The sequence below is a fragment of the Fredinandcohnia onubensis genome (genome assembly GCF_002734285.1).
GTDB classification, from domain to species: domain Bacteria; phylum Bacillota; class Bacilli; order Bacillales; family Bacillaceae_L; genus Ferdinandcohnia; species Ferdinandcohnia onubensis_A.
Map to the genome: position 1 here is coordinate 1 of NZ_NSEA01000003.1, position 25,387 is coordinate 25,387.

23 protein-coding genes, 21 tRNA genes and 2 pseudogenes are annotated in these 25,387 nt (G+C 39.0%); 35 read left to right on the forward strand and 11 right to left on the reverse strand.

All coding sequences use genetic code 11. The features are described 5' to 3' along the window. Nucleotides 1–37: 37 nt before the first annotated feature. From CKJ95_RS02705 to CKJ95_RS02805, 21 genes are all read left to right on the forward strand, one after another. Nucleotides 38–113 (forward strand) — tRNA-Val (locus CKJ95_RS02705). Nucleotides 114–130: 17 nt separating this feature from the next. Next, nucleotides 131–206: transfer RNA gene (locus CKJ95_RS02710), tRNA-Thr, on the forward strand. 5 nt (nucleotides 207–211) lie between these two features. Further along, nucleotides 212–287, forward strand: a tRNA-Lys gene (locus CKJ95_RS02715). Between the two features lie 14 nt (nucleotides 288–301). Continuing rightward, nucleotides 302–382: transfer RNA gene (locus CKJ95_RS02720), tRNA-Leu, on the forward strand. Nucleotides 383–386: 4 nt separating this feature from the next. Further along, nucleotides 387–461: transfer RNA gene (locus tag CKJ95_RS02725), tRNA-Gly, on the forward strand. A gap of 17 nt (nucleotides 462–478) precedes the next feature. Then, a tRNA-Leu gene (locus tag CKJ95_RS02730) sits at nucleotides 479–567 on the forward strand. Between the two features lie 19 nt (nucleotides 568–586). Then, nucleotides 587–663 (forward strand) — tRNA-Arg (locus tag CKJ95_RS02735). A gap of 5 nt (nucleotides 664–668) precedes the next feature. Then, nucleotides 669–745: transfer RNA gene (locus tag CKJ95_RS02740), tRNA-Pro, on the forward strand. Nucleotides 746–756: 11 nt separating this feature from the next. Beyond that, nucleotides 757–832, forward strand: a tRNA-Ala gene (locus CKJ95_RS02745). Between the two features lie 30 nt (nucleotides 833–862). After that, nucleotides 863–939, forward strand: a tRNA-Met gene (locus CKJ95_RS02750). A gap of 13 nt (nucleotides 940–952) precedes the next feature. Further along, nucleotides 953–1,029: transfer RNA gene (locus CKJ95_RS02755), tRNA-Ile, on the forward strand. Between the two features lie 19 nt (nucleotides 1,030–1,048). After that, nucleotides 1,049–1,141, forward strand: a tRNA-Ser gene (locus CKJ95_RS02760). A 42-nt stretch (nucleotides 1,142–1,183) separates the two neighbouring features. Next, nucleotides 1,184–1,260, forward strand: a tRNA-Met gene (locus tag CKJ95_RS02765). A gap of 204 nt (nucleotides 1,261–1,464) precedes the next feature. Then, nucleotides 1,465–1,540: transfer RNA gene (locus CKJ95_RS02770), tRNA-Asp, on the forward strand. Between the two features lie 8 nt (nucleotides 1,541–1,548). Continuing rightward, nucleotides 1,549–1,621, forward strand: a tRNA-Phe gene (locus CKJ95_RS02775). Nucleotides 1,622–1,647: 26 nt separating this feature from the next. Then, nucleotides 1,648–1,723, forward strand: a tRNA-His gene (locus CKJ95_RS02780). A 178-nt stretch (nucleotides 1,724–1,901) separates the two neighbouring features. After that, nucleotides 1,902–1,975: transfer RNA gene (locus CKJ95_RS02785), tRNA-Gly, on the forward strand. 11 nt (nucleotides 1,976–1,986) lie between these two features. Next, nucleotides 1,987–2,063 (forward strand) — tRNA-Ile (locus CKJ95_RS02790). 9 nt (nucleotides 2,064–2,072) lie between these two features. Beyond that, nucleotides 2,073–2,147: transfer RNA gene (locus CKJ95_RS02795), tRNA-Asn, on the forward strand. 6 nt (nucleotides 2,148–2,153) lie between these two features. Then, nucleotides 2,154–2,244 (forward strand) — tRNA-Ser (locus CKJ95_RS02800). 27 nt (nucleotides 2,245–2,271) lie between these two features. Further along, nucleotides 2,272–2,343 (forward strand) — tRNA-Glu (locus tag CKJ95_RS02805). A 107-nt stretch (nucleotides 2,344–2,450) separates the two neighbouring features. Here CKJ95_RS02805 and CKJ95_RS02810 read toward each other — a convergent pair. Together CKJ95_RS02810 and CKJ95_RS02815 are read right to left on the reverse strand one after the other, a co-directional pair. Continuing rightward, a complete protein-coding gene (locus CKJ95_RS02810; RefSeq protein WP_257215706.1) occupies nucleotides 2,451–2,624 on the reverse strand; it encodes a hypothetical protein in 174 nt (57 codons plus the stop codon). 48 nt (nucleotides 2,625–2,672) lie between these two features. Further along, nucleotides 2,673–3,469 (reverse strand): annotated as a pseudogene (locus CKJ95_RS02815) (TIGR00266 family protein). A gap of 189 nt (nucleotides 3,470–3,658) precedes the next feature. On the opposite strand from CKJ95_RS02815, the pseudogene CKJ95_RS02820 reads away from it, so the two are divergent. Then, nucleotides 3,659–6,068, forward strand: a pseudogene (locus CKJ95_RS02820) (penicillin acylase family protein). Nucleotides 6,069–6,102: 34 nt separating this feature from the next. Here CKJ95_RS02820 and CKJ95_RS02825 read toward each other — a convergent pair. Further along, nucleotides 6,103–6,858, reverse strand: coding sequence for a TraR/DksA C4-type zinc finger protein (locus CKJ95_RS02825; protein ID WP_099351887.1), 756 nt, complete (start codon nucleotides 6,856–6,858; stop codon nucleotides 6,103–6,105). 139 nt (nucleotides 6,859–6,997) lie between these two features. Next, a complete protein-coding gene (locus tag CKJ95_RS02830; RefSeq protein WP_099351888.1) occupies nucleotides 6,998–7,933 on the reverse strand; it encodes a 1,4-dihydroxy-2-naphthoate polyprenyltransferase in 936 nt (311 codons plus the stop codon). Nucleotides 7,934–8,303: 370 nt separating this feature from the next. Between CKJ95_RS02830 and CKJ95_RS02835 the strand changes: the two genes are divergently transcribed. The 6 genes from CKJ95_RS02835 (at nucleotide 8,304) to menC (ending at nucleotide 15,784) form a co-directional block, all read left to right on the forward strand. Further along, nucleotides 8,304–9,695: an isochorismate synthase gene (locus tag CKJ95_RS02835; protein ID WP_257215707.1), complete on the forward strand. Its 1,392-nt coding sequence runs from the start codon at nucleotides 8,304–8,306 to the stop codon at nucleotides 9,693–9,695. Continuing rightward, the gene (menD, locus tag CKJ95_RS02840; RefSeq protein WP_099351890.1) at nucleotides 9,688–11,436 is read left to right on the forward strand and encodes a 2-succinyl-5-enolpyruvyl-6-hydroxy-3-cyclohexene-1-carboxylic-acid synthase; all 1,749 of its coding nucleotides are present in this window, start codon (nucleotides 9,688–9,690) and stop codon (nucleotides 11,434–11,436) included. Before CKJ95_RS02835 ends, menD begins: the two co-directional genes overlap by 8 nt. Nucleotides 11,437–11,438: 2 nt before the next feature. Further along, complete coding sequence (menH, locus tag CKJ95_RS02845; RefSeq protein WP_099351891.1) at nucleotides 11,439–12,260, forward strand: 2-succinyl-6-hydroxy-2,4-cyclohexadiene-1-carboxylate synthase; 822 nt, start codon at nucleotides 11,439–11,441, stop codon at nucleotides 12,258–12,260. Nucleotides 12,261–12,302: 42 nt separating this feature from the next. Beyond that, nucleotides 12,303–13,124, forward strand: a complete 822-nt coding sequence (gene menB, locus CKJ95_RS02850) for a 1,4-dihydroxy-2-naphthoyl-CoA synthase (protein ID WP_099351892.1) — start codon at nucleotides 12,303–12,305, stop codon at nucleotides 13,122–13,124. A 79-nt stretch (nucleotides 13,125–13,203) separates the two neighbouring features. Beyond that, nucleotides 13,204–14,682: an o-succinylbenzoate--CoA ligase gene (locus CKJ95_RS02855; RefSeq protein ID WP_099351893.1), complete on the forward strand. Its 1,479-nt coding sequence runs from the start codon at nucleotides 13,204–13,206 to the stop codon at nucleotides 14,680–14,682. Next, a complete protein-coding gene (menC, locus tag CKJ95_RS02860; protein WP_180271411.1) occupies nucleotides 14,678–15,784 on the forward strand; it encodes an o-succinylbenzoate synthase in 1,107 nt (368 codons plus the stop codon). The genes CKJ95_RS02855 and menC overlap by 5 nt, the downstream gene beginning before the upstream one ends. A gap of 36 nt (nucleotides 15,785–15,820) precedes the next feature. On the opposite strand, the gene zupT is transcribed toward menC, so the two are convergent. The 3 genes from zupT to CKJ95_RS02875 all read right to left on the reverse strand — a co-directional run bounded on the left by zupT (nucleotide 15,821) and on the right by CKJ95_RS02875 (nucleotide 18,058). Next, a complete protein-coding gene (gene zupT, locus CKJ95_RS02865; protein ID WP_099351895.1) occupies nucleotides 15,821–16,630 on the reverse strand; it encodes a zinc transporter ZupT in 810 nt (269 codons plus the stop codon). Between the two features lie 233 nt (nucleotides 16,631–16,863). Next, nucleotides 16,864–17,022, reverse strand: a complete 159-nt coding sequence (locus tag CKJ95_RS02870) for a DUF1540 domain-containing protein (protein WP_099351896.1) — start codon at nucleotides 17,020–17,022, stop codon at nucleotides 16,864–16,866. Between the two features lie 97 nt (nucleotides 17,023–17,119). Then, nucleotides 17,120–18,058: a metal ABC transporter substrate-binding protein gene (locus CKJ95_RS02875; RefSeq protein ID WP_099351897.1), complete on the reverse strand. Its 939-nt coding sequence runs from the start codon at nucleotides 18,056–18,058 to the stop codon at nucleotides 17,120–17,122. A 223-nt stretch (nucleotides 18,059–18,281) separates the two neighbouring features. Between CKJ95_RS02875 and CKJ95_RS02880 the strand changes: the two genes are divergently transcribed. Next, nucleotides 18,282–18,842, forward strand: coding sequence for a beta-class carbonic anhydrase (locus tag CKJ95_RS02880; protein ID WP_099351898.1), 561 nt, complete (start codon nucleotides 18,282–18,284; stop codon nucleotides 18,840–18,842). Between the two features lie 148 nt (nucleotides 18,843–18,990). Further along, nucleotides 18,991–19,755, forward strand: a complete 765-nt coding sequence (locus tag CKJ95_RS02885; RefSeq protein ID WP_142353916.1) for a FixH family protein — start codon at nucleotides 18,991–18,993, stop codon at nucleotides 19,753–19,755. Between the two features lie 16 nt (nucleotides 19,756–19,771). On the opposite strand, the gene yidD is transcribed toward CKJ95_RS02885, so the two are convergent. Further along, complete coding sequence (yidD, locus tag CKJ95_RS02890; RefSeq protein ID WP_099351900.1) at nucleotides 19,772–20,011, reverse strand: membrane protein insertion efficiency factor YidD; 240 nt, start codon at nucleotides 20,009–20,011, stop codon at nucleotides 19,772–19,774. 183 nt (nucleotides 20,012–20,194) lie between these two features. On the opposite strand from yidD, the gene CKJ95_RS02895 reads away from it, so the two are divergent. Continuing rightward, nucleotides 20,195–20,668 carry an S-ribosylhomocysteine lyase gene (locus CKJ95_RS02895; protein WP_099351901.1) on the forward strand — a complete coding sequence of 158 codons (474 nt, stop codon included), beginning with the start codon at nucleotides 20,195–20,197 and terminating at the stop codon, nucleotides 20,666–20,668. A gap of 30 nt (nucleotides 20,669–20,698) precedes the next feature. On the opposite strand, the gene CKJ95_RS02900 is transcribed toward CKJ95_RS02895, so the two are convergent. Further along, nucleotides 20,699–22,162 (reverse strand): amidase family protein, encoded by a 1,464-nt coding sequence (locus CKJ95_RS02900; RefSeq protein WP_099351902.1) that lies wholly within the window; start codon nucleotides 22,160–22,162, stop codon nucleotides 20,699–20,701. After that, nucleotides 22,152–22,316, reverse strand: a complete 165-nt coding sequence (ytzI, locus tag CKJ95_RS02905) for a YtzI protein (protein ID WP_099351903.1) — start codon at nucleotides 22,314–22,316, stop codon at nucleotides 22,152–22,154. Before ytzI ends, CKJ95_RS02900 begins: the two co-directional genes overlap by 11 nt. 163 nt (nucleotides 22,317–22,479) lie before the next feature. Between ytzI and CKJ95_RS02910 the strand changes: the two genes are divergently transcribed. Together CKJ95_RS02910 and ltaE are read left to right on the forward strand one after the other, a co-directional pair. Then, nucleotides 22,480–22,920 (forward strand): Dps family protein, encoded by a 441-nt coding sequence (locus CKJ95_RS02910; protein WP_099351904.1) that lies wholly within the window; start codon nucleotides 22,480–22,482, stop codon nucleotides 22,918–22,920. 72 nt (nucleotides 22,921–22,992) lie between these two features. Beyond that, nucleotides 22,993–24,009 carry a low-specificity L-threonine aldolase gene (gene ltaE, locus CKJ95_RS02915; RefSeq protein ID WP_099351905.1) on the forward strand — a complete coding sequence of 339 codons (1,017 nt, stop codon included), beginning with the start codon at nucleotides 22,993–22,995 and terminating at the stop codon, nucleotides 24,007–24,009. A gap of 37 nt (nucleotides 24,010–24,046) precedes the next feature. Here ltaE and CKJ95_RS02920 read toward each other — a convergent pair whose 3' ends face one another. Then, complete coding sequence (locus CKJ95_RS02920; protein ID WP_099351906.1) at nucleotides 24,047–24,307, reverse strand: DUF6154 family protein; 261 nt, start codon at nucleotides 24,305–24,307, stop codon at nucleotides 24,047–24,049. A gap of 177 nt (nucleotides 24,308–24,484) precedes the next feature. On the opposite strand from CKJ95_RS02920, the gene CKJ95_RS02925 reads away from it, so the two are divergent. Continuing rightward, nucleotides 24,485–24,823 (forward strand): hydrolase, encoded by a 339-nt coding sequence (locus CKJ95_RS02925; RefSeq protein WP_180271412.1) that lies wholly within the window; start codon nucleotides 24,485–24,487, stop codon nucleotides 24,821–24,823. A 73-nt stretch (nucleotides 24,824–24,896) separates the two neighbouring features. Continuing rightward, a complete protein-coding gene (gene ytkD / locus CKJ95_RS02930) occupies nucleotides 24,897–25,385 on the forward strand; it encodes an RNA deprotection pyrophosphohydrolase (protein WP_099351908.1) in 489 nt (162 codons plus the stop codon). Nucleotides 25,386–25,387 lie beyond the last annotated feature (2 nt).

Below are 25,387 nucleotides of genomic sequence, written 5' to 3' on the forward strand. Positions count from 1 at the left end.
CCCTGTGAGAGTAGGACGTCGCTAGGTTGGATGAGACGGAGGATTAGCTCAGCTGGGAGAGCACCTGCCTTACAAGCAGGGGGTCGGCGGTTCGATCCCGTCATCCTCCACCATTTTAAAATTTATATTTGCCGGTGTAGCTCAGTTGGTAGAGCAACTGACTTGTAATCAGTAGGTCGTGGGTTCGACTCCTATCGCCGGCACCACTTGCGAGCCATTAGCTCAGTTGGTAGAGCATCTGACTTTTAATCAGAGGGTCGAAGGTTCGAGTCCTTCATGGCTCACCATTTAAATTAAATATGCGGGTGTGGCGGAATTGGCAGACGCGCTAGACTTAGGATCTAGTGTCTTTGACGTGGGGGTTCGAGTCCCTTCACCCGCATTATGCGGAAGTAGTTCAGTGGTAGAACACCACCTTGCCAAGGTGGGGGTCGCGGGTTCGAATCCCGTCTTCCGCTCCAGAGGTAATTTTAGAAATGCCGGGGTGGCGGAACTGGCAGACGCACAGGACTTAAAATCCTGCGGTAGGTGACTACCGTACCGGTTCGATTCCGGTCCTCGGCACCATCTAATAAATTCATAAAATGCGCCCGTAGCTCAATTGGATAGAGCGTCTGACTACGGATCAGAAGGTTATGGGTTCGACTCCTATCGGGCGCGCCATTTTACGGGAAGTAGCTCAGCTTGGTAGAGCACTTGGTTTGGGACCAAGGGGTCGCAGGTTCGAATCCTGTCTTCCCGACCATTAAAAAAATTGGGGCCTTAGCTCAGCTGGGAGAGCGCCTGCTTTGCACGCAGGAGGTCAGCGGTTCGATCCCGCTAGGCTCCACCAATAAATTTTTGAATAGTTACTATTAATTATGGCGGTGTAGCTCAGCTGGCTAGAGCGTACGGTTCATACCCGTGAGGTCGGGGGTTCGATCCCCTCCGCCGCTACCATTTGAAAAATCTAGGACCTTTAGCTCAGCTGGTTAGAGCAGACGGCTCATAACCGTCCGGTCGTAGGTTCGAGTCCTACAAGGTCCACCATTTACAACTTCTTATATGTGGAGGAATACCCAAGTCCGGCTGAAGGGATCGGTCTTGAAAACCGACAGGGGTGTTAAAGCCCGCGGGGGTTCGAATCCCTCTTCCTCCGCCATATTATTTAAAATGGTATGGCTTGAATTTAATATTTTATTATCGCGGGGTGGAGCAGTCTGGTAGCTCGTCGGGCTCATAACCCGAAGGTCGTAGGTTCAAATCCTGCCCCCGCAACCAAAAAAGATTGTTGACAAACAAAAAAAGTTATAGTAAAATAATTTTTGTTGTTAAAAAAATGGTCCCGTGGTGTAGCGACGAGCAATACATCGTCGAATCATCTACGAGTTGTCCCGACGGACAATACTCCTCGAATAAGCTATTAGAGGAAGGGACAGTTAATGCTCAATAATTTGCGCATTATAAATCTTAATAGTTTTTAATGGTCCCGTGGTGTAGCGGTTAACATGCCTGCCTGTCACGCAGGAGATCGCCGGTTCGATCCCGGTCGGGACCGCCATATATTGTGGCTCAGTAGCTCAGTCGGTAGAGCAAAGGACTGAAAATCCTTGTGTCGGCGGTTCGATTCCGTCCTGAGCCACCTTATTTATTTTCTAAACTTTAATGGCGGTTGTGGCGAAGTGGTTAACGCATCGGATTGTGGTTCCGACATTCGTGGGTTCGATTCCCATCAGCCGCCCCATATAAAAAATATAAATGCGGGTGTAGTTTAATGGTAAAACCTCAGCCACGAGCAAAGCTTCCTAGATTATGCTACGAGTTGCCTCGACGCATTTACATCCTAGATAAGCTAGAAGAGGAAGAGGCATGTAAGGCCAGAAAGACGTATTGCTTTATCTTATATAATTAAAATTTAATGTGCGGGTGTAGTTTAATGGTAAAACCTCAGCCTTCCAAGCTGATGTCGTGAGTTCGATTCTCATCACCCGCTCCAATTTATACAATGGGCCTATAGCTCAGCTGGTTAGAGCGCACGCCTGATAAGCGTGAGGTCGATGGTTCGAGTCCATTTAGGCCCACCATATAATTATTCCGCAGTAGCTCAGTGGTAGAGCTATCGGCTGTTAACCGATCGGTCGTAGGTTCGAGTCCTACCTGCGGAGCCATTTTTTGGGGAAGTACTCAAGTGGCTGAAGAGGCGCCCCTGCTAAGGGTGTAGGTCGCGTAAGCGGCGCGAGGGTTCAAATCCCTCCTTCTCCGCCATGTCGAATCATATAAATATTTTTTTCTGGCCCGTTGGTCAAGCGGTTAAGACACCGCCCTTTCACGGCGGTAACACGGGTTCGAATCCCGTACGGGTCATCAAACGTTATGAGAATTTCTCATGGCGTTTTTTTATTTTTAGTAGATTTCTAGCTTCTTATTTCTTTATGGTTAGCAAAAAGAAAAAAACACCTGTTGCCAGGTGCTTAATCTTGAGAAATGATATCATCTTCTATTTTCTTTGCGGGGTTGTCTAAATCTACATCTGAAAAGAGCCCGGGTGATATTCCGCGGAACATATCAAATGCTAGAATTTTATCATCTGGGGCATCAAATAGTGGAGCATCGGGTTTGTTATTAACGTCGTCTTTACGTTTCATCATCCACACCTCCATTTATTATCCTCCCAGTTAGTGTCTATAATTATTCTATCTGTTATCACCGTTTAATAAATTTCCGATTCCTCCTAGTATACTTCCTTCACCTGTGCTTCCCCCATTTCTAGGTGCACTCGCGAAAATACGGTCTGCCATACGGCTAAATGGCAATGACTGTACCCAAACCGTTCCAGGGCCACGTACATTTGCGTAGAATAGACCTTCACCACCAAAGAAAGCTGTTTTTATTTTTCCTACATATTCGATATTGTAATCTACTTCCTTCGTCATCCCAACTAAGCAGCCTGTGTCAATGCGAAGGATTTCACCTGGTTGGAGCTCTTTTTTATGGATGGTTCCACCTGCGTGTAGAAAGGCTAATCCATCTCCTTCTAATTTTGCATGATGAAGCCTTCTCCACCGAAGAAACCAGTACCTAATTTGCGTTGAAAGTCTATTCCGACTGATACTCCTTTTGCTGCACATAGAAAAGAATCTTTTTGGCAAATCACCTTTCCACCAAGCATGCTTAAATCAACTGGAATAATTTTACCAGGATACGGTGCCGCAAAGGAAACATGTTTTTTCCCTATATGGTTATTTGTAAATACTGTCATAAAAAGACTTTCACCAGTCAGGACTCTTTTACCTGCACCAAAGAGTTTACCTAAGAGACCTCCACCTCCAGATTCTGACCCATCACCGAATATGGTTTCCATTGAGATTCCATCTTCCATCATCATCATTGCTCCTGCTTCTGCAATAACACTTTCACTCGGATCTAACTCGATTTCAACAAATTGCATGTCATCTCCATATAGTTTGTATTCAATCTCATGAGCGTTCATTAAATTCTTCCTTTCACTTTTAAAATGATATTAAAGAAATAATTCGTCATTTGGTTTGTATCTTCCTTTAAACTTTGCACTAAGTATGAAAATAATGTCAGTCTATTGGAGATTTCAATGACAAAATGAAAATGGGATATTATAATATATTTAGAATTTTCTTGAAATAATTAGTCTAAGGGGGATTTTATGAGTTCGGAAGTCGTTGTAAAAAGACGTATTTGGCCTAGAAAGAAAAGATGGAGGGTTATTTTAGTATCAGGAATAATAATCATCCTCCTTCTTGTCGCAAGTATTTTGGCAGGCTATTTATATTTGAGAAAAAGTTTACCGGAAATTGAAGGGACAATTAGTGTTGCTGGTATTACTGATGAGGTTGAAGTGATTCGTGATCAAAATGGGGTTCCCCATATTATTGCAAAAAACACTCATGATCTGTATTTTGCACAAGGATATGTTACAGCTCAGGACCGGTTATTTCAAATGGATTTAAGCCGTAGACAGGCCTCAGGAGAGCTCAGTGAGGTCATTGGTAGCTCCCTTATTGAGCAGGATAAATATTATAGAGCTCTTGGCTTACGTAGAGCAGCTGAAATATCGTACGATGGATACTCAACAGAAGCAAAGGGTGTCTTACAATCTTATGCGGATGGTGTAAATGCTTTTATTAGGGAAGCAAACGAAGAGAATACATTACCCGTCGAATTTACTTTTGCTGGTTATGAACCAACTGAGTGGAGTCCTATCGACTCGCTCACGATAGGAAAGTATATGGCTTATGATTTAGGAGGCCATTATAAAGGTCAAGCCTTTCGATATTACATAGCACAACATGTATCAGAAGAAAAACTACTTGAATTATTCCCTACATATCCTGAAGATGGGGCTACCGTTCTTCAAGCGATCAAAGAAAATCCTGTTGATATTTCAAAAAGTATTGCACAAGCACCTTTTCCAAATGAGTTTAACGGGAGTAATAACTGGGTTGTTAGTGGAGAGAAATCTGATTCAGGTATGCCGATTCTAGCGGATGATCCTCATTTAGCATTGGCGACTCCATCGATTTGGTATGAAACGCATTTACAAAACGACGAGGTAAACGTTAGTGGTGTCATTTTTGCAGGTGTTCCAGGAATTATATTAGGACGGAATGAACATATTGCCTGGGGGGTTACCAATGTAGGTCCTGATGTTCAGGATTTATATATTGAAAAAAGAAATCCAGAAAATCCAAATCAGTTCGAGTATATGGGGGAGTGGGAGGATGCCACGATCATTGATGAGCCAATAAAGGTGAAGGATGGAGAAACAATTCCTTATCAGGTTCAGGTAACAAGGCATGGTCCGAATTTCAGAATTCACCCATGACCATAGGGAGGAGACGGCTTTAGCTTTAAGATGGACAGCTCTCGACCCTTCGACTGAGCTAGAAGCGGTGTTGATGTTTAACAAGGCGAAAAGTTGGGATGAATTTAAAGAAGCTCTTACATATTTTCATACCCCGGCTCAAAATTTTGTATTTGCAGCTACGGATGGAACCATTGCTTATCGAGCAAATGGGTTAATTCCTATTCGAAAAAAGGGAGACAGCTCGGTACCTGTACCAGGTTGGACGAATGAATATGAGTGGGATGGGTTTATTCCATGGGATGAACTCCCAACAATTGTGAACCCGGAGGAAGGTTTTATTTCTACGGCAAATAATAAAATTGTAACAGATGATTATCCATACCATATTACGAATACTTGGGCACAGCCATATCGTCAGCAACGTATACGGGATGTCTTAATGAGTAAGAATAAGTTTTCGGTTGACGATATGCTTCAACTACAGTTTGACCAACATAATTTGCAGGCGGAGGAATTTGTACCGATTCTTCTTGATGTATTAACAAGCCAAAAAGGTAAGCTAAGGGCAATCGATAAAGAAGTCTTAGAGCAGTTTGAAGGATGGGACTTTGTGGACCGAATAGAAGATGGGGAGCCTCTAGTCTTTCATAAATGGATGGAGGAATTCGGGAATGTATTGTTTGAAGAATCCATTCCAAATGAAATTGATAACTTGTTCGAAGGTAAATCCCAAATTGTAGACCAAATGATTAGAAATGCTACAAATGGAGTCGAAGGTGTATGGTTGAGTGAAGCTGGTGGCTTAGAGCAGGTGAGTCTAGAGTCATTTAAGCGAGCTGTTGATTTTGCTGTTAAAAAACAAGGGGAACATCCAGATAAATGGCAATGGGGTGAATTTCATAGGGTTCCTTTTAATCATCCGTTGTCGGCAATTTCACCGTTAAACTATCTATTTAATCATAATGAATTTGTTCCTATGGGCGGTAGCGGAGTATCGGTAGCTGCTGCAAGTTTTAATAAGAAATCAGGAGCTATAACACACGGAGCTGCATGGCGTTCAGTAATTGACCTATCAAACATGAATCAAAGCTATAATGTGGTAGGCCCAGGGCAATCTGGTCATGTATTAAGTCAATTCTATCATGATCAAATTACTGATTGGACGACAGGGAAATATCATATCACTCATACTGAAAAAGAGAACTTTATGAAAAATAGTTATAGACTTCTTTTACAACCAATAAAGTAACAAGAAAGCAGTGGAAGATTCCACTGCTTTTAATTTAATCTTGGGCTTCATCTTGTGTGTAAGGTTCTTTTTCATATGGAGGAAGGTCACCGAACATGGTCATGATTCCTTCTTCATCTAATACTTCTTCATATCGTTCATGCTGGTTGTTTGGATAGATGATAATTTCTTTTCCTTCGATGTCTGTTGCGACGAAGTTTTCGTAATCCTCTACATAGCCCACATTTTCATCTGATTCGAGGAATACTTCATTATAACTATCAACTGGGTCAGCAAGGTCTGAAGGAGTTTCAGATGTTCCATACTTTGCGACATCTTGCCATGAATCTTCTGCATCATAGGACACATTATCTTCTTCATCAACAAACTTTCCAAATGGTGGCATTAATACCCCTTCCTCAATAGGTCGATTATGAGATACGACTTGGGTCGGGCTGTGCTCAACACAATATGTTGTTGTAGGAATTGCTTCTAACCGATCAACAGGTATTTCCTTACCGCATTTTTCACATTTCCCGTATCTACCTTCAGCAATTGCTTGTAAGGCGTAGTCAATGTCTTTTAACTCTTTTTCAATATGCTCATTAAGTGCAATGTCCTTTTCACGTTCAAATAGCTCAGTTCCTTCATCCCCTGGATGGTTATCATAAGAAGAAAGTTCCCCCACCGACCCATGGAAATGACCGCGTTCTAAATCAAAATGATCGCTATCTGTTAATTGTTCTTCAACCTCTTTTTTTGCGTTTATCAACTGTGAACGGAAGGTTGATAATTGCTCATTTGATAACATTTAAAAGCACTCCTTCCATAATGATTTCGTAACGAATCTTGTTATGTATTATATACATAAACTCGAAAATCATAAATGTAAAAAAGTGCTTGTATGAAAGAAGACAAGAGAAAAAACACGATCGTAAAAAATCGTGTTTTTAAAAGAAGTAACCGATAAAGATTCCGATGGATAATAGGAAACCAAAAAATGTATTTGTTTGGGCAGTTGCTTTCATTGCTGGCATCATTTGGATTGGCTCTGATTTACCAATAAAACCAATTATCGCTTGAACTGCTTTTGGAACGCTCACCAGTACAAGTAGGCTCCACCATGACGCTATTCCCATAAATGACAAAGCAATAATCCAGACATATGAAATAATAAACAAAACCGCTAAGAACTTAATCGCATTTTTTCTTCCTAATAAAATCGGTAAGGTACGACGTCCGTTCTTTTTGTCGCCATCTAAATCACGAATATTGTTTGACATATTAATGGCACCAACAAGGATCATTATTGGAATAGAAATTAAAATACTTGTTGAAGTAACAGTACCCGTTTGGATGAAAAACGATATTAAAATAATAATCATACCCATAAAGAAACCAGCTGCAAGCTCTCCAAAAGGTGTTGATGAAATTGGGAATGGGCCACCTGTATATAAATAACCAACAGACATACATATAGTCCCCACTAATGCTAACCACCAGCTACTATTCATACTAATATAAACACCTAAAAGTGTGGCAATTCCCATAAAGGCAAATGCCAAGTTTATGATCACTTTTGGCTTTACTCCATCTCTAACAATTGTCCCACCAATACCGACTGATTCAGCGGTATCAAGACCACGTTTATAATCGAAATACTCATTAATCATATTAGTTGCTGCTTGAATGAGAAGACAAGCAAGTAACATTGTTAAGAATAATGCCATGTTTATAGATGTATCTGGAATTGCAAGAACTGTTCCTAGAATAACTGGAACAAAGGATGCAGTTAGTGTATGTGGACGCATAAGTCTCCACCATACTTGAAACCCATTTGAAGGCTTTTTAGATAGCTTCTGATTTGACTGAAGTTCTGTATGCATTAGACTTCTCCTCTCACGTCATATCATGTATATCCAAAGTTCAGTTTAGTGAATTGGACAAGTACTGTCAATGGTTTAATGTAACAAAAAAGACATAATCATTCTTCCCATGATTTAATCCCCAGACTAACCTAACTCTCAAAACGTAATAATAAGGAAGTAAGTGGTCATAGTGCGGGTAGGTATGGTAGAATCAAGTTTGTTGACAACTATTCATTATGAGGTATATCGTAGCATTTGATTCATTAATCAAAAATTATCGGGATTATAATACTAAGGGTAAATACACGTTAATGATATACTATAATCATATACTATTTCTAAAGTAAAATTTATTATGGAATACACTTCGGGGGGATATAAGTTGGTCATGATACAACAAAAAGGATTGAAGGATTACATAGAGAAAGGAATGTTCCGTTCAAAGGAGCTTTCAAAGCCGATACTTGTAAGTCAGGTTAGAGAGATAGAGAACATAGACCCCCTATTGTTCTTTTCTACTGGGAAAAAAGAAACGTTTGAAACGCGATGTTTCTGGTCCAATCCAACAAATGATACGATAATTGTTGGACTTGGAGAAGCCTATACAATTAGCGATAGCGAGTCTACAGAACGTTTTGTTGCAATAGAAGAAGAGTGGAAAAAACTCGTTCACAATTCGATTATAGTGGATGATTTCGCACCATATTCTACAGGGCCAATCTTAATGGGAGGCTTTTCATTCGATCCATTAATAAAGAGAACTGAGCTTTGGAATCATTTTGATGATGCAAAGTTTGTCTTGCCTACGATTATGCTTTCTGTCTACAAAGGAAGTACTTATTTAACCACAAATATTATTTGTGAGCCTACAGGAACAACTTTTGTTGAATCTGATATAGAACAATTAGAAGGACTGCTTGAGGGAAATCGAAAAGATCCAATAAGCAATTCCTTTACGAAAGAAGAAGTCCAACCAAAGGAATGGATGGAATCTGTTCGAAATGCAACAAAAAAGGTACAGGCCGGCGAGGTTGAAAAGGTCGTATTAGCAAGAGAAATTAAACTGCATTTTGATAAGCCAATTGAAACAGATGCCATTTTAGCACGTCTAAAAGAAGAGCAACCAATGAGTTATTTATTTGCAATTGAGTACGGAGATTCATGTTTTATCGGAGCTTCACCTGAACGACTCATTAAGAAAAAAGGTGGAGAATTTTTAACGACTTGCTTAGCGGGTTCGATACGACGTGGCAAAACACCTTCTGAAGATGAACAATTAGCTAATGAATTACTTAGTGACCGGAAAAATCTATACGAACATGATGTTGTTGTACAAATGATTAAAAATGCAATGAAAGAATCTTGTATACGCATCTCTTCACCAACTCAACCAGATATCTTAAAAATGCGAGATATCCAACATCTATACACACCTGTAAGAGGGGTAGCAAAAGAAAATGTGTCATTGCTTACTGTTGTGGATCGACTACATCCAACTCCAGCCCTTGGAGGACAACCTAAACAAAAAGCATATGAAATTATTCGTGAGCTTGAGGTTCTCGACCGTGGTTGGTACGGAAGCCCAGTTGGTTGGTTAGATACGAAAGATAATGGAGAATTTGCCGTTGCCATTCGTTCTGGGTTAATAAATAGCAACAATGCATCCTTATTTGCTGGATGTGGAATTGTAGGAGATTCAGAACCAGAAAGTGAATATACAGAAACAATGATTAAGTTTAGACCGATGCTATCCGCATTAGGAGGCTTAGACAATGAATAATGAAGCATTAACTCGATATGTAGCATCATTTATTGATGAATTAGTCCAAGTGGGTGTCACAGAGGCCATTGTGAGCCCTGGCTCCCGCTCTACCCCGATGGCAATATTAATGGCTGAACATCCTGATATGAATGTTACAATTAATATTGATGAACGATCATCCGCTTTTTACGCGCTTGGGGTAGCTAAAGCCACCAAAAAGCCTGTAGCGATCCTTTGTACATCTGGGACTGCAGCAGCGAATTATTTTCCGGCTATTGTGGAGGCCTATTATTCAAGAGTACCGCTTATTGTGCTGACAGCGGACCGACCACATGAATTGCGTGATGTTGGTGCACCGCAAGCCATAGACCAGAACCAGTTATATGGTAATCATGCGAAATGGTTTGTTGAAATGGCGCTACCTGAAGATTCTGAGCAAATGTTGGCTTATGTCAGAACAATGGCAGGAAGAGCAGCGGGTACAGCACAATCAGCTCCTGCAGGACCGGTCCATCTGAACTTTCCTTTTCGTGAGCCGCTCATACCAAACCTCGGTCTTGATCATCTATGGGGTACAAGCAAAATGGCTAAAAAAAATGTTAATGTCGTTGTTGGTAAACCGACAATGGACGAAGAACAAGCTCAACTGATAAGTGATGTAGTCAGTGAAAAACTGAAGGGAATTATTGTATGTGGTTCACATGATCATTCTGAATTTGGACATGCTGTAGCTAATCTAGCAGAAACTCTTCAATTTCCAATACTTGCTGACCCATTATCCCAACTGAGAAGTGGTACACATCCTAAATCATACATATTAGATGGGTATGATGCTTTTTTACGAAACGAAGAGTTCCGAGAAGCTTATAAACCTGACATTATTATTCGTTTCGGAGCAATGCCTGTCTCTAAGTCGCTACTACAATATATTCAAAAACAAAAAAACACACAACAAATCGTTGTAGATGGGGACGGTGGATGGAGAGATCCTACTTTATCGGCAACCGATATGGTGTACTGTGATGAAATAGAATTCTGCCAGGCGATTACGAAACGAATTCAGAAACGTAGTGATAATGGTTGGATAAGCTCTTGGATTAAAATAAATGAGATAGTAAAAGAAAATATCAACGCGGTACACCAAGAGGAAACCTTATTTGAGGGGAAGGTATTTACTGAACTTCAAGAAATCCTGCCAAATGGTTCTACTTTATTTGTCGGAAACAGTATGCCAATTCGGGACCTTGATACTTTCTTTACAAATAATGAAAAGTCAATTCATGCACTAGGAAACCGAGGAGCCAATGGCATTGATGGACTTGTTTCAACGGCAATGGGCATTAGTTCGCAAAATGAGCATACGGTTCTAGTGATTGGTGATCTTTCTTTCTACCATGATTTAAATGGATTATTAGCAGCAAAACATCATCGTTTAAATAGTACGATCGTGTTAATTAATAATGACGGTGGCGGTATATTTTCTTTCTTACCACAATCACAGGAAGTAAAGCATTTTGAAACCCTGTTTGGTACGCCAATCGGGCTTGATTATGAACATGCTGTAAAAATGTATGGCGGGAAGTTTACTAGTGTTGAGAATTGGCCGGAATTTCGAAAAGCCATATCTGCTTCATTAAATGGTAATGGCCTTCATGTTGTTGAAGTAAAAACGGACCGTCAAGAAAATGTCATGATTCATCGGAAAATGTGGAATAATGTTTCCCAGGAAATAAAAAACCTGCTTAAAAAGGAACAATAACTATGTTTATTCCATCAAGCGGGGTTACTTATCATGTGCAAGTGATGGGTGAAGGCGAACCGATTGTGTTCCTCCATGGTTTTACAGGTAGTATAGCAACTTGGAGCAGAGCAACCGAGCCACTTCATAAAAGTTATCAATGTATTTTCATTGATATAATCGGTCATGGAGAGACAGATAGTCCTGATGACTTTTCAAGATATCATATAGAAACTGTTGCTAAAGATATCATTCATATTCTTGATGCCTTAGTTATCCCAAAAACTCATATAGTTGGTTACTCCATGGGAGGAAGACTAGCTTTGGCCATTTCTATTCTTTATTCAACTAGAGTAACTAGCCTCGTACTAGAGAGTAGTTCTCCAGGATTAAGAACAGAAGAAGAGAGAGCTGCTCGTAGAAAATCTGATGAGCAACTGGCAAATCGTATTGAGCAAGAGGGAATCCAAGGTTTTATTGATTTTTGGGAGAAGATCCCGTTATTCTCTTCCCAACAGGCACTAACGAAAGAAAGTCAACTAGAAATACGCAAACAACGTCTTAAAAATAATCCAGTCGGTTTAGCTAATAGTCTTAAGGGGATGGGGACTGGTTCACAACCCTCATACTGGGATAGATTAAATGAGCTTAACCTACCAACTTTATTGCTTTGTGGAGAGCTTGACCAAAAGTATTGTGGGATTGCTGAAGAGATGAGTTTAAGCATTCAAAATGCAAAAGTGGAGAAAATAGTAGAGGTTGGACATGCAATTCATGTGGAACAACCACATTTTTTTGGTAAAATAATAAATGAGTTTGTTTCTGATCATCATTTTTCTCAATGATCAAAATTACATACAAACCTATACATAAAGGAGGACAAGCTAATGGCTGCAGTTGAATGGGTTGCAGAACGTAAGTATGATGAGATTTTATATGAAACTTACAATGGTATTGCAAAGATCACCATTAACCGACCACATGTTAGAAATGCGTTTACGCCGAAAACAGTGGCAGAAATGATTGATGCCTTTGCTTATGCAAGAGATGATTCAAATATTGGTGTTATTGTTCTTGCTGGTGCAGGAGATGAAGCATTCTGTTCTGGTGGAGATCAGAAGGTTCGAGGACATGGTGGATATGTTGGAGACGACCAAATCCCACGATTAAATGTTCTTGATTTACAACGTTTAATCCGTGTAATTCCAAAGCCAGTTATCGCGATGGTATCAGGTTATGCAATTGGTGGAGGACATGTATTACATGTTGTATGTGACTTAACAATTGCTGCGGATAACGCTATTTTCGGACAAACTGGTCCGAAGGTTGGAAGCTTTGATGCAGGTTATGGTTCTGGATATCTTGCTCGCATCATTGGTCATAAAAAGGCTCGTGAAATCTGGTTCCTTTGCCGTCAATATAATGCGCAAGAGGCATTAGACATGGGTCTTGTGAATACTGTTGTTCCATTAGAGCAGCTTGAAGAAGAAACAATTAAGTGGTGTGAAGAAATTCTTGAAAAGAGTCCAACAGCTCTTCGTTTCTTAAAAGCCGCAATGAATGCTGATACAGATGGCTTAGCAGGTCTACAACAAATGGCTGGCGATGCTACTCTTCTATACTACACAACAGAAGAAGCGAAGGAAGGCCGTGACGCATTTAAAGAAAAGCGCATGCCAGACTTTAAGCAATTCCCTCGTTTCCCTTAATGTTCAGTTCTCAGCTTGATGAAGACCTCATCAAGCTGTTTTTGCATTTTTAATACAAACATAAGAGGATTTGAAAAAGATGAATTCAACAGAAATACCAAATTGGCTGAAACAGCGTTCGTTTTTAACGCCAAATCGAATTGCGATAAAAACTGAAAATGAAGAGATATCATTTCTAACTTTACATAAAAATGTGTTAAAAAGGGCTAACCAACTCACTTTTGCAGGGATACAAAAGGATGACGTTGTAGCTGTGCTCCTGAGAAACAGTGTTGAGATGGTTGAGGTGATTCATGCACTGAAATATATTGGGGCAGTTACAGTCCTTTTGAATATTAAACTAACAAGTAATGAACTAGAATTTCAATTGAGTGATGCTGGCACAAAAATGCTGTTAACCGAAGAGCCTTTTCTTGAGAAAGTAGCTCATCTTAATATTAAAAACATACCATTAAATGAACTTTATGAGCTTCCTGAGAAAGACTGTGAGATTCAAGAGTATTTCTCTTTAGAACAGGCAGATACAATTATGTACACTTCAGGAACGACTGGAAAACCAAAGGGTGTTATTCATACATATGGAAACCATTGGTGGAGCGCGATTGGCTCAAGTTTAAATTTAGGGTTACACCAGGATGATTGCTGGTTACTTACTGTTCCGATGTTCCATATTAGTGGGTTATCGATTTTGTATCGAAGTGTCATTTACGGAATACCAGCGGTGATTCACGAAAAATTCGACCCCAAAAAAGCAAATGATGCGATTATGAATCAAGGTGTTACAATCATGTCAGCAGTGGGTGTCATGCTAACGAGGATGATTAGAGAGTTAGGGGATGAGCGCTACCCTAATCATTTTAGATGTATGCTTCTTGGAGGAGGTCCTGCACCAAAACCATTATTAGAGGATTGTATTGCCTATAATATTCCTGTTTTCCAGACTTATGGCATGACTGAAACAGCATCACAGGTTGTTACGTTAGGACCTGAGTATAGTATTTCAAAGCTAGGTTCAGCAGGTAAACCACTTTTTCCAGTACAAATCAAAATAGATAAAGATGGTACACCTACACGTCCTAATGAAATAGGGGAGATCGTTGTAAAGGCACCAAACGTGACGAAAGGCTACTTAAATCGGATTGATGCTACGATGACTTCAATAGTTGATGGCTGGCTATACACTGGTGACATTGGTTACATCGATGAGGAAGGGTTTCTATTTGTGTTAGATCGCCGTTCAGATTTAATTATTTCAGGGGGAGAGAACATTTATCCTGCTGAACTTGAAGCAGTTCTATTGTCACATCCTAACATTTTAGAAGCGGGTGTTACAGGTGTGGATGATGAAAAATGGGGACAGGTGCCAGCTGCCTTCGTAATAAAAGAAGAAGGAAGTAATCTAGATGAAGATGAAATCATTGCTTTTTGCCATGAACAACTTGCACGTTATAAAGTTCCAAAATCCATCCATTTTGTTGATGCCCTCCCACGAAATGCATCTAATAAACTTATGAGACGGAAATTAGTTGATCTACTAAAGGATGAGAAAAATGATTAAGGTGAAAAAGGTTACCCTCCATCTCATACAACAAAGTTTGCTCTCACCGTTTGTAACAAGTATGGGGCAGGTTAATACAAGAGAGAGTATTCTTGTTGAAATGGAGGATGTTGAAGGTTTCGTTGGTTGGGGAGAAGTTGTTGCCTTTTCATCACCTTGGTATACAGAAGAGACGATTAAAACTTGTTGGCATATACTTGTCGATTATCTGATCCCGCAAATTTTACAAGAGGAGGTTGAGCATCCTCAGCAACTACAGGAATGTTTTCAATTTGTAAAACGAAATAATATGGCGAAAGCTAGCATCGACATGGCCATATGGGATTTATATTCAAAAAAACAAGGAACTTCTCTTTCTAAAGCGATTGGCGGAACGAGAGATTCTATTGATTCAGGCGTAGTCGTAAGTATTAATTCACTTGAGGAAGTATTACGTAAAATTCAGGAGCACGTGAACACAGGTTATAAACGAGTCAAAATAAAAATTAAGCCTGGACAAGATTATGAGCTTCTAAAAGAAATTAGACGGGAATTTCCAAATCTACCGCTAATGGTTGATGCGAATTCGGCTTATACTTTACAAGATACTGAAAAACTTAAAGCATTAGATAAGTTTAAGTTGTTGATGATTGAACAGCCACTAGCGGAGAATGATATTTTTGATCATGCAAAGCTGCAAAAAGTACTTTCAACACCTATATGTTTGGATGAAAGCATCACATCGGCAGAAGATGCCCGTAAGGCAATTGAAATGGGGAGCTGTCGAGTAATGAATATCAAAATTGGGCGAGTGGGTGGAATCACTGAGGCAATACGTATTCATGATATTTGTAGGTCCCATCAAATCCCTGTCTGGTGTGGGGGAATGCTTGAAACCGGAATTTCAAGAGCCCATAATATTGCCTTAGCGAGCCTACCAAACTTCACAATTCCTGGAGATATTTCTGCGTCCTCTAGATATTGGTCAAGGGATGTTATTATTCCAGAAGTTACTGTAGAAAACGGCTGCATTACCGTTCCAGATGAACCAGGAATTGGATATGAGGTAGACCGCGAATGGATTCAGCATATTACGAAACAGAAACAGGTAATGCAATGTTAACTTTATTCAGCGTGGGATGGGCCCAGCTGAATAAAGTTAGATAAATAGTAGTAGACTTAACGCCATAACAGCCATACCTGCAATTAATCCATAAATGGATAAATGTCCACTATCATAACGTTTAGAAGCAGGGAGTAATTCATCAAGAGAAATAAACACCATAATTCCTGCTACGGCAGCGAAGATTATCCCAAACATGATATCGTTTAAAAATGGCATTAAAATCAAGAAAGCAACAATGGCCCCGACAGGTTCAGCTAAACCGGAAAGAAACGAGAGCTTAAACGCTCTTTTTTTATCTCCTGTTGCAAAATAGACCGGAACAGCAACCGCTATTCCTTCAGGTATATTGTGAATCGCTACTGCAACTGCTATAGCGATACCTAGACCAGGGTCTTGAAGAGCTGAAGTAAAGGTGGCTATACCTTCAGGAAAATTGTGAATCCCAATAGCGAGAGCTGTAAATGTTCCCATTTTTAATAATTGAGCTTCTTCTAACTTGGAAGATGACAGATTCATGTCCTCCACCTTTTTTACCTCATGTGGGTTACTACTCTCAGGGACAAACTTATCAATTAAAGCAATTAAAAGCATTCCCCCGAAAAATCCTGCAACTGTCATCCAGTTCCCTAGTTCATTCCCAAGTTCAGACGTTAGCGCATCTTTTGCTTTAACAAAGATTTCAACCATGGATACATAAATCATGACACCTGCTGAGAAACCGAGTGTCCAGGATAGAAATTTGGTATTCGTTCTGGACGTAAAGAGAGCTATTAAGCTCCCTATACCGGTTGCGAGGCCAGCGAATAAAGTTAAACCAAAAGCGAGTAAAAGATTTTCATACATCGCTTATTCTCCTCTCAAGCCTTTATTTTATATTATGTTTTTTGTTTTAATGAATAATTGTTTCCTTAGTGCAACTTTTAAAAGTATCATATGTTTATTTTTTTATTTTGTCAATTATTTTATTTCAAAAAATTCGACATGTTATAAGGATTATGCAAGTATAGGGGAATTTGTTTCGGCAATTTTAAAATATAAAAAGACAGCTGAGTAAATCAGCTGTCTTGGTCACATTTCTATAACTCACTTGGTATGAAAGTTTTACAATCCGTTTCAGTTTGTTCTGATGCTGTTTTCCCTGAGTGACTTACAACATAGATTGCATCAGCACTACATTTATTGCCGTTTGCCCAATAATGACAGTTTTTAACTTCACATAATACGTCTTGTGCCATTTTACTACACCTCTTTCTTAGGAATGTGGTCTAGCATCCTTTATTTTCTCCAAGTGAAGAAGCACGGATAACAAGCAACATATCCCAAGGGTGGTAGTTAATTTAGTGCCTTTTTTAATGTATCTAGGTTTTGTGTCATTAAGCTAAAATAATCTTTGTTATCTTCGATTTCTTGTTGTGTTAAGGCCTCCAAATTATGAAGGGTTAAGCTTTTTGTACCTGTTTCTTTTTGAACCGTTTCAGCAATTTTTGATGAAATGTTTTGTTCGAATAGGATATATTCTAGGTTTTGTTCTTTTACAGATTCAATAATAGTTGTTAACTCTTTTTGAGATGGTTCATTGGAAGGGGAAAAGCCAGTAATACTTATTTGCTTTATTCCATAACGAGCTTCCCAGTATCCGTAAGCCGAATGGGCAACTAGAATTTCTTTACGTTTTGCAGAGTTGGCTACTTCCATAAATTCTGTGTTCAATTTTTCTAATTGGCCTTTTAATACGTTGAAATTTTCTTGATATACATCTTGACTAGAAGGATTTAACTCAGTTAGCGCATTTTTAATATTTTCAGCAATCTGAATGGAGTAGACTGGATCTAGCCATATATGTGGATCAATATCTCCATGCTGATGATTTTCTTCATCATCGTGGTGGTGAGTATCGTCTTCCGCATTCATGAATTCTATCCCAGATCCTGCTTCAATTAATGCAACCTCTTCCTTTTCTAGGGTCTTTTTTGCTGAAGATACAAAAGCCTCAACACCGACCCCAGTGAAAATAAAAGCATCAGCACTTGCGATTTCTGTCATGTCCCTAGGAGTGGGTTCAAATGAGTGAGCATCAGCACCCGGTGGGTATACACTATTAACAATAACATCTTCCCCACCTATTCTTTTTGTAAAGTCTGTTAAAGGAAATACGGTTGTATAAATCGTGAGCATTCCTTCTTTATCTGATGATTTATTTTGATCTGCTCCACAAGCTGAAAGTATGCCAATTACTAGTAGGAGCGCGATATATCCACTTATTTTTTTCATAAACTCTTTCTCCTCTCAAGTACCAAAGTGGTGCCTGTTTGAAATCCTTTCATATTATATCGTAATTATTCCGATTTGAGAACAAAAAACTTCTTTAAGAGAAACAATGTCATTATTAGTATCTCTGCTACACACAAGAACTTGTGAATAATAATAAAAATATTATCTAAAAGGAACAGTTTTTGATAAAATATAATGAAATAAAGAGAGAAGGGTGAAAAGTATGTCACTACTGGATAATATTCTAGAATATAACCAAGAATTTGTTGAAACGAAAGAATACGAAAAATACCAAACGACAAAGCTTCCAAATAAAAGAATGGTTATTGTAACTTGTATGGATACACGACTCATTGAACTGCTTCCAAAAGCAATGAACATGAAAAACGGAGATGTGAAAATTTTAAAGGTTGCAGGTGCGGTTGTTTCACATCCATTTGGAAGTGTAATGAGAAGTATATTAGTCGCCGTGTATGAATTAAATGCGGACGAGGTTTGTATTGTCGGTCACCACGATTGTGGTATGAGTTCACTAAACTCAGATGCGATTTTACAAAAAATAAAAGACAGAGGCGTTACTCAAGGTAGAATTGATACATTAAAGTACTCTGGAATCGATCTTGATAAATGGTTTAAAGGTTTTAGCAGTGTAGAAGACAGTGTTCGACACAGTGTTGAAATGGTTGAAAACCATCCACTCCTTCCAGTGGAAGTTCCTGTTCACGGTCTCGTTATTAATCCTGAAACAGGTAAACTCGATGTAGTGGTTAACGGGTATAAATAAGATGGAAAGAGGTCATTTGACCTCTTTTTTAATGTTTAGAGGTTAAAGAGAAGTTAATATTGGTTATCATGGATAAGAGGAATAATGTCATAAAAAAGACACAGGAAAAAGTGGTCGTTTGTTGTACCATGTAGTTGAGGTGAAAGAAATGAAAAAAATAGGCCTTTTTCTCTTGATGGCTGCAATAATCATGCTTGCAGCATGTAATAATGAGACAGAAAAGAAAAATACGAATACGACAGAATTAGTACCAATTGCGGTTGATGTAAAGCTTGATCCTGAAAAAATCAATCCAGGTGAAGAAGCAACCTTACATGCGATTGTAACTCAAGGGGTAGAAGCAGTTGAAGATGCGGATGAAGTCCAATTTGAAATTGTACAAAAAGGCAGTGAAGAAAGCGAATTTCTAGATGGGAAGCACACTTCTGATGGTGAATATACGGCTGTTAAAACGTTTGAGCAGGACGGGATATATTTTGTGACAGCACATGTAACGGCGAGAAGCATGCACACCATGCCAAAGGTTGAAGTGGTAATTGGAAACCCTAGTGCAACAGAAGAGCCAGCGGATGAACCAACAGAAGATGGCGGACACCATGGAAGTGAACATCATCATGGAAGTGGGGATGTTTCAATCGACTTCCCTCTTGAGACTGAATACCCTGTAGGAAAATCATCTACATTACATGTATCTTTTGAAGAGTCAGGAGCACCTTTGACAGATGCAATCGTTCGGTTTGAGGTTTGGAAAGATGGCGCCGAGAAGCATGAGTTTATAGATGCAAGTGAAACTGAAAATGGTGTCTATCAATCAGACTATACATTCGCTGAAACTGGGAATTATAATATTCAAGTTCACATCGAAAAAGGAGAAATTCACGAACATCTTGAAAAGACAACAAACGTAAAATAAAAAAAGGAAGGTAGCATTAATGTTGATGCTTACCTTCCTTTTTTTCGGGTACAAAGTCAATCCCGCCTGGATGGAGGGGATGACACTTTAATAAACGTTTAATGGTCAGCCAACCACCCTTAAATGCACCAAAGCGTTTGATGGCCTCAAGTCCATATTGGGAACAAGTCGGATAAAAGCGACAAGTTGGCGGTTTTAATGGGGATATAAATCTTCGATAGAAACGAATAACACCTATAAATAACGTTTGAAGCAATTTTTTCTACTTCCCTTACTTGGTTTAAGTACTTATACTATACTATAGGAAGTAATTAAAAGCATCTGTAAAGGTTGTCCAAAAAGTCACCTCATCGAATTTTTTCCAATTCAAATTAAATTGATGAAAAAAATCGGAATTAGCGTTATGATAGATATAAAGTTTATTTAGGGAGTGAAGAGAATGCCATCAGTAGAAAGTTTTGAACTAGATCATTGTGCAGTTAAAGCTCCGTATGTAAGACATTGTGGTGTACACAAGGTAGGTACAGATGGAGTTGTAAATAAGTTTGATATTCGTTTTTGTCAGCCAAATAAACAGGCGATGAAGCCAGATGTTATTCATACACTTGAACATTTACTAGCTTTTAATCTTCGTGAGCATTGTGAGAAATATGATCACTTTGATATTATTGATATCTCTCCTATGGGGTGTCAAACAGGTTATTATTTAGTTGTGAGTGGGGAACCAACAGTTTCAGAAATAATTGACCTATTAGAAGCTACAATGCAAAGTGCCTTAGAAATTACAGAAATTCCTGCAGCGAATGAAACTCAATGTGGTCAAGCGAAACTTCATGACTTAGAGGGAGCAAAGCGCCTCATGCGTTTCTGGCTAACACAATCAAAAGAAGACCTTCATAAGGTTTTTGGATAAAAAAGGACCTCAGCCACTAGGGCTGAGGTTTTATAGTTTTGGTGGAATTCGATATTTTGTTCCTTGTTCGTATGCATATGCCAATTTTATCAGTGCGGCTTCTGAATAGGCAGTTCCTGTGAAGGTGATTCCAACTGGCTCTCCTTCAGATGTATAACCCGCAGGTACCGTTATTGATGGATAACCAGCTTTAGCCGGTATACTTGCTCCAATATTGTTCGGGAATACAATGGCATCTAATTGATGCTCGTTTAAAACAAAATCAATCCCGTTTTCGGTTGAATGATAATGGTCATTCTCAAGTGCTTCAAGATATTCTTTTTCTGTCAGCGTCCCACTCGTTCTTTCTGCCTCTTCCAAAATAATTTGGCCGTATTTTAACATTTTTTCTTTATTTTCCTTGTTGAATGCAATCAAGTCAGATAAATTTCGAACCTTTACGGAAGAGTCTAGGTTTCGTAAATAAGTATTTAGGTCTACCTTAAATTCATATGTTAACACATCATAGCTCCACTTGTTTTTTGAAGAAGGAATTTTTACATCCTCAATAACAGTTGCCCCAAGTTCCTCAAGCTTCTTTACTGCCTTATCCATGACTGCACGTTTTTCCTCACTTAGGTAGTCAAAATAAACCTCTCTAGCAACACCAATCCGTGCACCTTTTAGCCCATCAGCATCTAAAAAATGGGTGAAATCGGTAGCGGTTAACGTTCTGCCTGTGTAAGTGATTGGATCCCGTTCATCTACTTCTGCCATTGCTGTTAATAGGTAAGCTGCATCCTTTACGGTACGTGCCATTGGTCCGGCAGTATCTTGTGTATGAGCAATAGGAATGATTCCTGCCCGGCTTACTAATCCAACGGTTGGCTTTATGCCGACAAGTGAGTTTTGACTTGAAGGACTTAAAATGGAGCCTGACGTTTCTGTACCAACTGCAACAACTGCAAAATTTGCGGCAATGGCTGAGCCAGAACCAGCGCTTGAGCCCCCGACATCAAATTTACCGGGTCCATATGGATTTAATGTTTGCCCTCCTCGTGAGCTATATCCACTAGGCATTCCTTCTGTCATGAAATTTGCCCATTCTGTCATATTTGTTTTTCCTAAAATAATAGCACCAGCTTCTCTTAAGAGATACGCAACATATGAATCTTCAGATGCATGCGAGTCTGCTAAAGCGAGTGAGCCAGCAGATGTGTGCATCTTATCGTTCGTGTCTAGATTATCTTTCAGTAATACTGGAATTCCGTGAAGCGAGCCACGTGGTCCGATTTCTTTTCGCTCCGCATCTAGAGCCATTGCGATTTGCAATGCATCTGGATTGATCTCTATGATGGAACGTAATGCTGAGTCATAGTTTGCAATTCTACGTAAATACATGAGTACCAATTGTTTGGCTGTTAATTCTTCTTTTTCATACTTTTCTTGGATGGAATCAATAGTTGCCTCAATTAACCAATTATTTGCAAGTTCTTGAAGAAGTTTATTTTCCATCAGAATTCTCCTTATTTTCAGGTTGGTTTAAATGTGGATTATCTTCTAAATCATCTACTGTATGTTTGTACTTATACGCTTTGGATGTCGTACTAACAGCTAAAAACAGGACAACAAAAACAATAATGATTGATAAAATTAATACGATAAACATAGCAACCTCCTCTTTTTTCCTTTATTTTAACATGAAAAATGATAGAAGATATTGATATTCCAATTAAATTGAAAAAGTATGAAATTTGTCAAGAAACAAAATTAAAATTTATGTTTCACTGTGTTATAAAGGGGGTATGTTAACAAATAAGGAGGAGATATGAATGTCAACACAATTAGTCGAAATGGTAAATAAGCAAGTTGCTAACTGGAGTGTGCTTTACATTAAGCTACATAATTATCATTGGTTTGTTAAAGGTTCTAATTTCTTCACCCTTCATGAAAAATTTGAGGAATTGTACAATGAGTCAGCAGTTCATATTGATGAGTTAGCGGAACGATTACTGGCAATTGGTGGACAACCTGTTGCTACGATGAAAGAGATTCTTGAATTATCTTCTATTAAGGAAGCAAACGGTAATGAAAATGCCGATGATATGGTAGCTACTATTTCAAATGATTTTTCAATATTAACGGGAGAATTAAAGGAAGGTATGAAGGTAGCTGGTGATGTGGATGATGAAACAACAGGCGATATGCTGCTTGCAATTCACCAAACACTTGAAAAACATATTTGGATGCTCCAATCCTTCTTAGGAAAATAAAAAATAGTTTGCCCTTCTTTCTTGTCGAAAGAAGGGTTTTGTTATATTTTTTTAGTAGGGGAGGAGAGAACTATGATCGATTTACGAAGTGATACAGTTACAAAGCCAACTGCCGAAATGAGAAAAGCAGCTTATGAAGCTGAGGTTGGAGATGATGTATATCAAGAGGATCCAACTGTAATAGAGTTAGAGCAAACAGCAGCTGATATGCTAGGGAAAGAAGCGGCATTATTTGTTACGAGTGGAACTCAAGGCAATCAAATTGCTGTGTTAACTCATACACGAAAAGGGAATGAAATCATCGTTGAACAAGATTCTCATATTTTTAATTATGAAGGTGCTGCGATTTCTGCGTTTGCTGGAGTACAGCCACGAACAATAAAAGGGAACAGAGGCGCAATGGATCCTACAGAAGTGGAGTCTGCTATTCAAGAGGATGATGTTCATAACCCTGAAACCGGCTTGATTTGTATTGAAAATACACATAATCGAGCGGGAGGTGCCGTCATTCCAATTGAAAATATGGCAGCGATTCATCATATTGCAGCTGCAAATCATATTCCTGTTCATTTGGATGGTGCACGTCTATTCAATGCAGCAGTAGCATTAGGACGACCTGTAAAGGACATTGCGCAATATACGGATTCTGTTCAATTTTGTATATCAAAAGGTTTAGGCGCCCCGGTAGGTTCGATCATCGCTGGGAGCGAAGAGTTTATTAAGCAAGCAAGGAAATGGAGAAAACGTCTTGGTGGAGGTTTAAGACAGGTTGGGATTATAGCAGCCCCAGGACTTGTTGCACTTCGCACGATGGTTGACCGTCTTGCCCTCGACCATGAACATGCAAAATTTCTTGCAGAAGGACTCGGAAATATCAAAGGGATAAAAGTCGTAAATCAGATTGATACCAATATCATTTTAGTTGACGTGAGTGAAAGAGGCTTAACCTCAAGTCAATTTGCTGCGTTATTAAAAGAACATGGTGTATTGGTTTCAACATTTGGACCTAAACTTGTCCGATTTGTCACTCATTATGATGTTAATCAAGAGTCAATTGAGGACGCATTAAGAATCGTAAGTAAACTTTAAAACTGAGTTAGGAAGGATTGTCAAAAGACAATCCTTTTTAATGTATATCCCTCAACTCATTAATCGTCATCATTTTTGATTGACCAATTCCATCACGTGCCATTTTTGCTTTAAGGTTTTCAATCATGTAGAAACCAACTAAATTTCGTAATTCTTGATCAGTTAAATCTCTTAAAAGGTCTATCAGATCTTCGCGTTCAAATTGTTCAAGCACGGAAAAAGCAATGATGTCCGCATCTTCTTCATCACCTGTTAATTTATCTCTATACAGTTCATAAATTTCATCAATTATTTTCATAAGTGGTTTCCCCTTTGCCTGCTTATTTCACATGTTTTCTTGGAAATTAGTATATGGGGGAATGTCTTAAAAGATACTAATTTTAACGAAATTTAGGCAAGGGCCATATTGAATGTTGAATATTTTTTCCACGAGAGGAAAAAGCTAAAATAACGTAAATCACTGTTAGGAGTGACCATAGTGGAACAACAGTCTAAGAAAACCTATTATATTGCTGTAGGAAGTGGGGAAATATCTCAAGTGAAGTCCGGGTCTACTTGGGAGTACAAAATTGAAGCAACAGACGAGGAAATTCATCAACTGCGAAAGCTTTTTGATTCGAATTATGCAAATGAAGTTGAAGGATTTTTACGTGCACACGTTCCTTTTGTGGAATATCATAATGATTCATCAAATGATAAGTACGACACAAACATGCTGCAGGTTTTTCAGATGGTCTATCGACTTGGAGATCAGGAAACAAAAGAATTCATACAATCACAAGGCATACTTGATGTATTAGGTAATATTGATTAAGCCACTTCTACATGAAGCGGCTTGTTTTTATGTTATCATAATAATAAAACCAACGATATTGGAGAATAAAAAAATGATTGTTTTTCAAGACATGTATCATAATGAAGTGAATTTATCGTTTACACCCAATCCTTTTTCGGACCAACCGAAGCATGTGTGGGTCATCTGTCGATATCGGGACCAATGGCTTTTAACAAACCATTCTGAACGAGGACTCGAATTTCCAGGGGGAAAGGTTGAGAAGGGGGAGGCTCCTAAGGCTGCCGCGATTCGTGAGGTAATGGAAGAAACAGGTGCTGAGGTTCAGGAAATCGAATATATTGGTCAATATAAGGTTATAGGAAAAGGGAAAACGATTATTAAAAATATTTATTTTGCTGAAATTGCACGCCTTCTTGAGAAGAATAATTATTTTGAAACAAAAGGGCCTGTCTTGCTAAAAGAAATTCCACTAGACAATGTAAAAACGGACCGACGATATAGCTTCATCATGAAGGATGATGTCTTAACCCATAGCATTGACTATGTAGAAAAGTATTTGAAAACGAAAAAAGCTCTCTAGTT

Bases quoted from the DNA above. Each gene is read 5' to 3' on its own strand.
- CKJ95_RS02910 (WP_099351904.1), top strand. From the start codon at position 22,480: ATGTCAACACAATTAGTCGAAATGGTAAATAAGCAAGTTGCTAACTGG.
- CKJ95_RS02885 (WP_142353916.1), top strand. From the start codon at position 18,991: ATGAAAAAAATAGGCCTTTTTCTCTTGATGGCTGCAATAATCATGCTT.
- ytkD (WP_099351908.1), top strand. From the start codon at position 24,897: ATGATTGTTTTTCAAGACATGTATCATAATGAAGTGAATTTATCGTTT.
- CKJ95_RS02895 (WP_099351901.1), top strand. From the start codon at position 20,195: ATGCCATCAGTAGAAAGTTTTGAACTAGATCATTGTGCAGTTAAAGCT.
- menB (WP_099351892.1), top strand. From the start codon at position 12,303: ATGGCTGCAGTTGAATGGGTTGCAGAACGTAAGTATGATGAGATTTTA.
- CKJ95_RS02880 (WP_099351898.1), top strand. From the start codon at position 18,282: ATGTCACTACTGGATAATATTCTAGAATATAACCAAGAATTTGTTGAA.
- CKJ95_RS02810 (WP_257215706.1), bottom strand. From the start codon at position 2,624: ATGAAACGTAAAGACGACGTTAATAACAAACCCGATGCTCCACTATTT.
- ltaE (WP_099351905.1), top strand. From the start codon at position 22,993: ATGATCGATTTACGAAGTGATACAGTTACAAAGCCAACTGCCGAAATG.
- CKJ95_RS02855 (WP_099351893.1), top strand. From the start codon at position 13,204: ATGAATTCAACAGAAATACCAAATTGGCTGAAACAGCGTTCGTTTTTA.
- CKJ95_RS02825 (WP_099351887.1), bottom strand. From the start codon at position 6,858: ATGTTATCAAATGAGCAATTATCAACCTTCCGTTCACAGTTGATAAAC.
- CKJ95_RS02870 (WP_099351896.1), bottom strand. From the start codon at position 17,022: ATGGCACAAGACGTATTATGTGAAGTTAAAAACTGTCATTATTGGGCA.
- CKJ95_RS02835 (WP_257215707.1), top strand. From the start codon at position 8,304: ATGATACAACAAAAAGGATTGAAGGATTACATAGAGAAAGGAATGTTC.
- menH (WP_099351891.1), top strand. From the start codon at position 11,439: ATGTTTATTCCATCAAGCGGGGTTACTTATCATGTGCAAGTGATGGGT.
- CKJ95_RS02830 (WP_099351888.1), bottom strand. From the start codon at position 7,933: ATGCATACAGAACTTCAGTCAAATCAGAAGCTATCTAAAAAGCCTTCA.
- CKJ95_RS02900 (WP_099351902.1), bottom strand. From the start codon at position 22,162: ATGGAAAATAAACTTCTTCAAGAACTTGCAAATAATTGGTTAATTGAG.
- CKJ95_RS02875 (WP_099351897.1), bottom strand. From the start codon at position 18,058: ATGAAAAAAATAAGTGGATATATCGCGCTCCTACTAGTAATTGGCATA.
- CKJ95_RS02920 (WP_099351906.1), bottom strand. From the start codon at position 24,307: ATGAAAATAATTGATGAAATTTATGAACTGTATAGAGATAAATTAACA.
- ytzI (WP_099351903.1), bottom strand. From the start codon at position 22,316: ATGTTTATCGTATTAATTTTATCAATCATTATTGTTTTTGTTGTCCTG.
- menD (WP_099351890.1), top strand. From the start codon at position 9,688: ATGAATAATGAAGCATTAACTCGATATGTAGCATCATTTATTGATGAA.
- zupT (WP_099351895.1), bottom strand. From the start codon at position 16,630: ATGTATGAAAATCTTTTACTCGCTTTTGGTTTAACTTTATTCGCTGGC.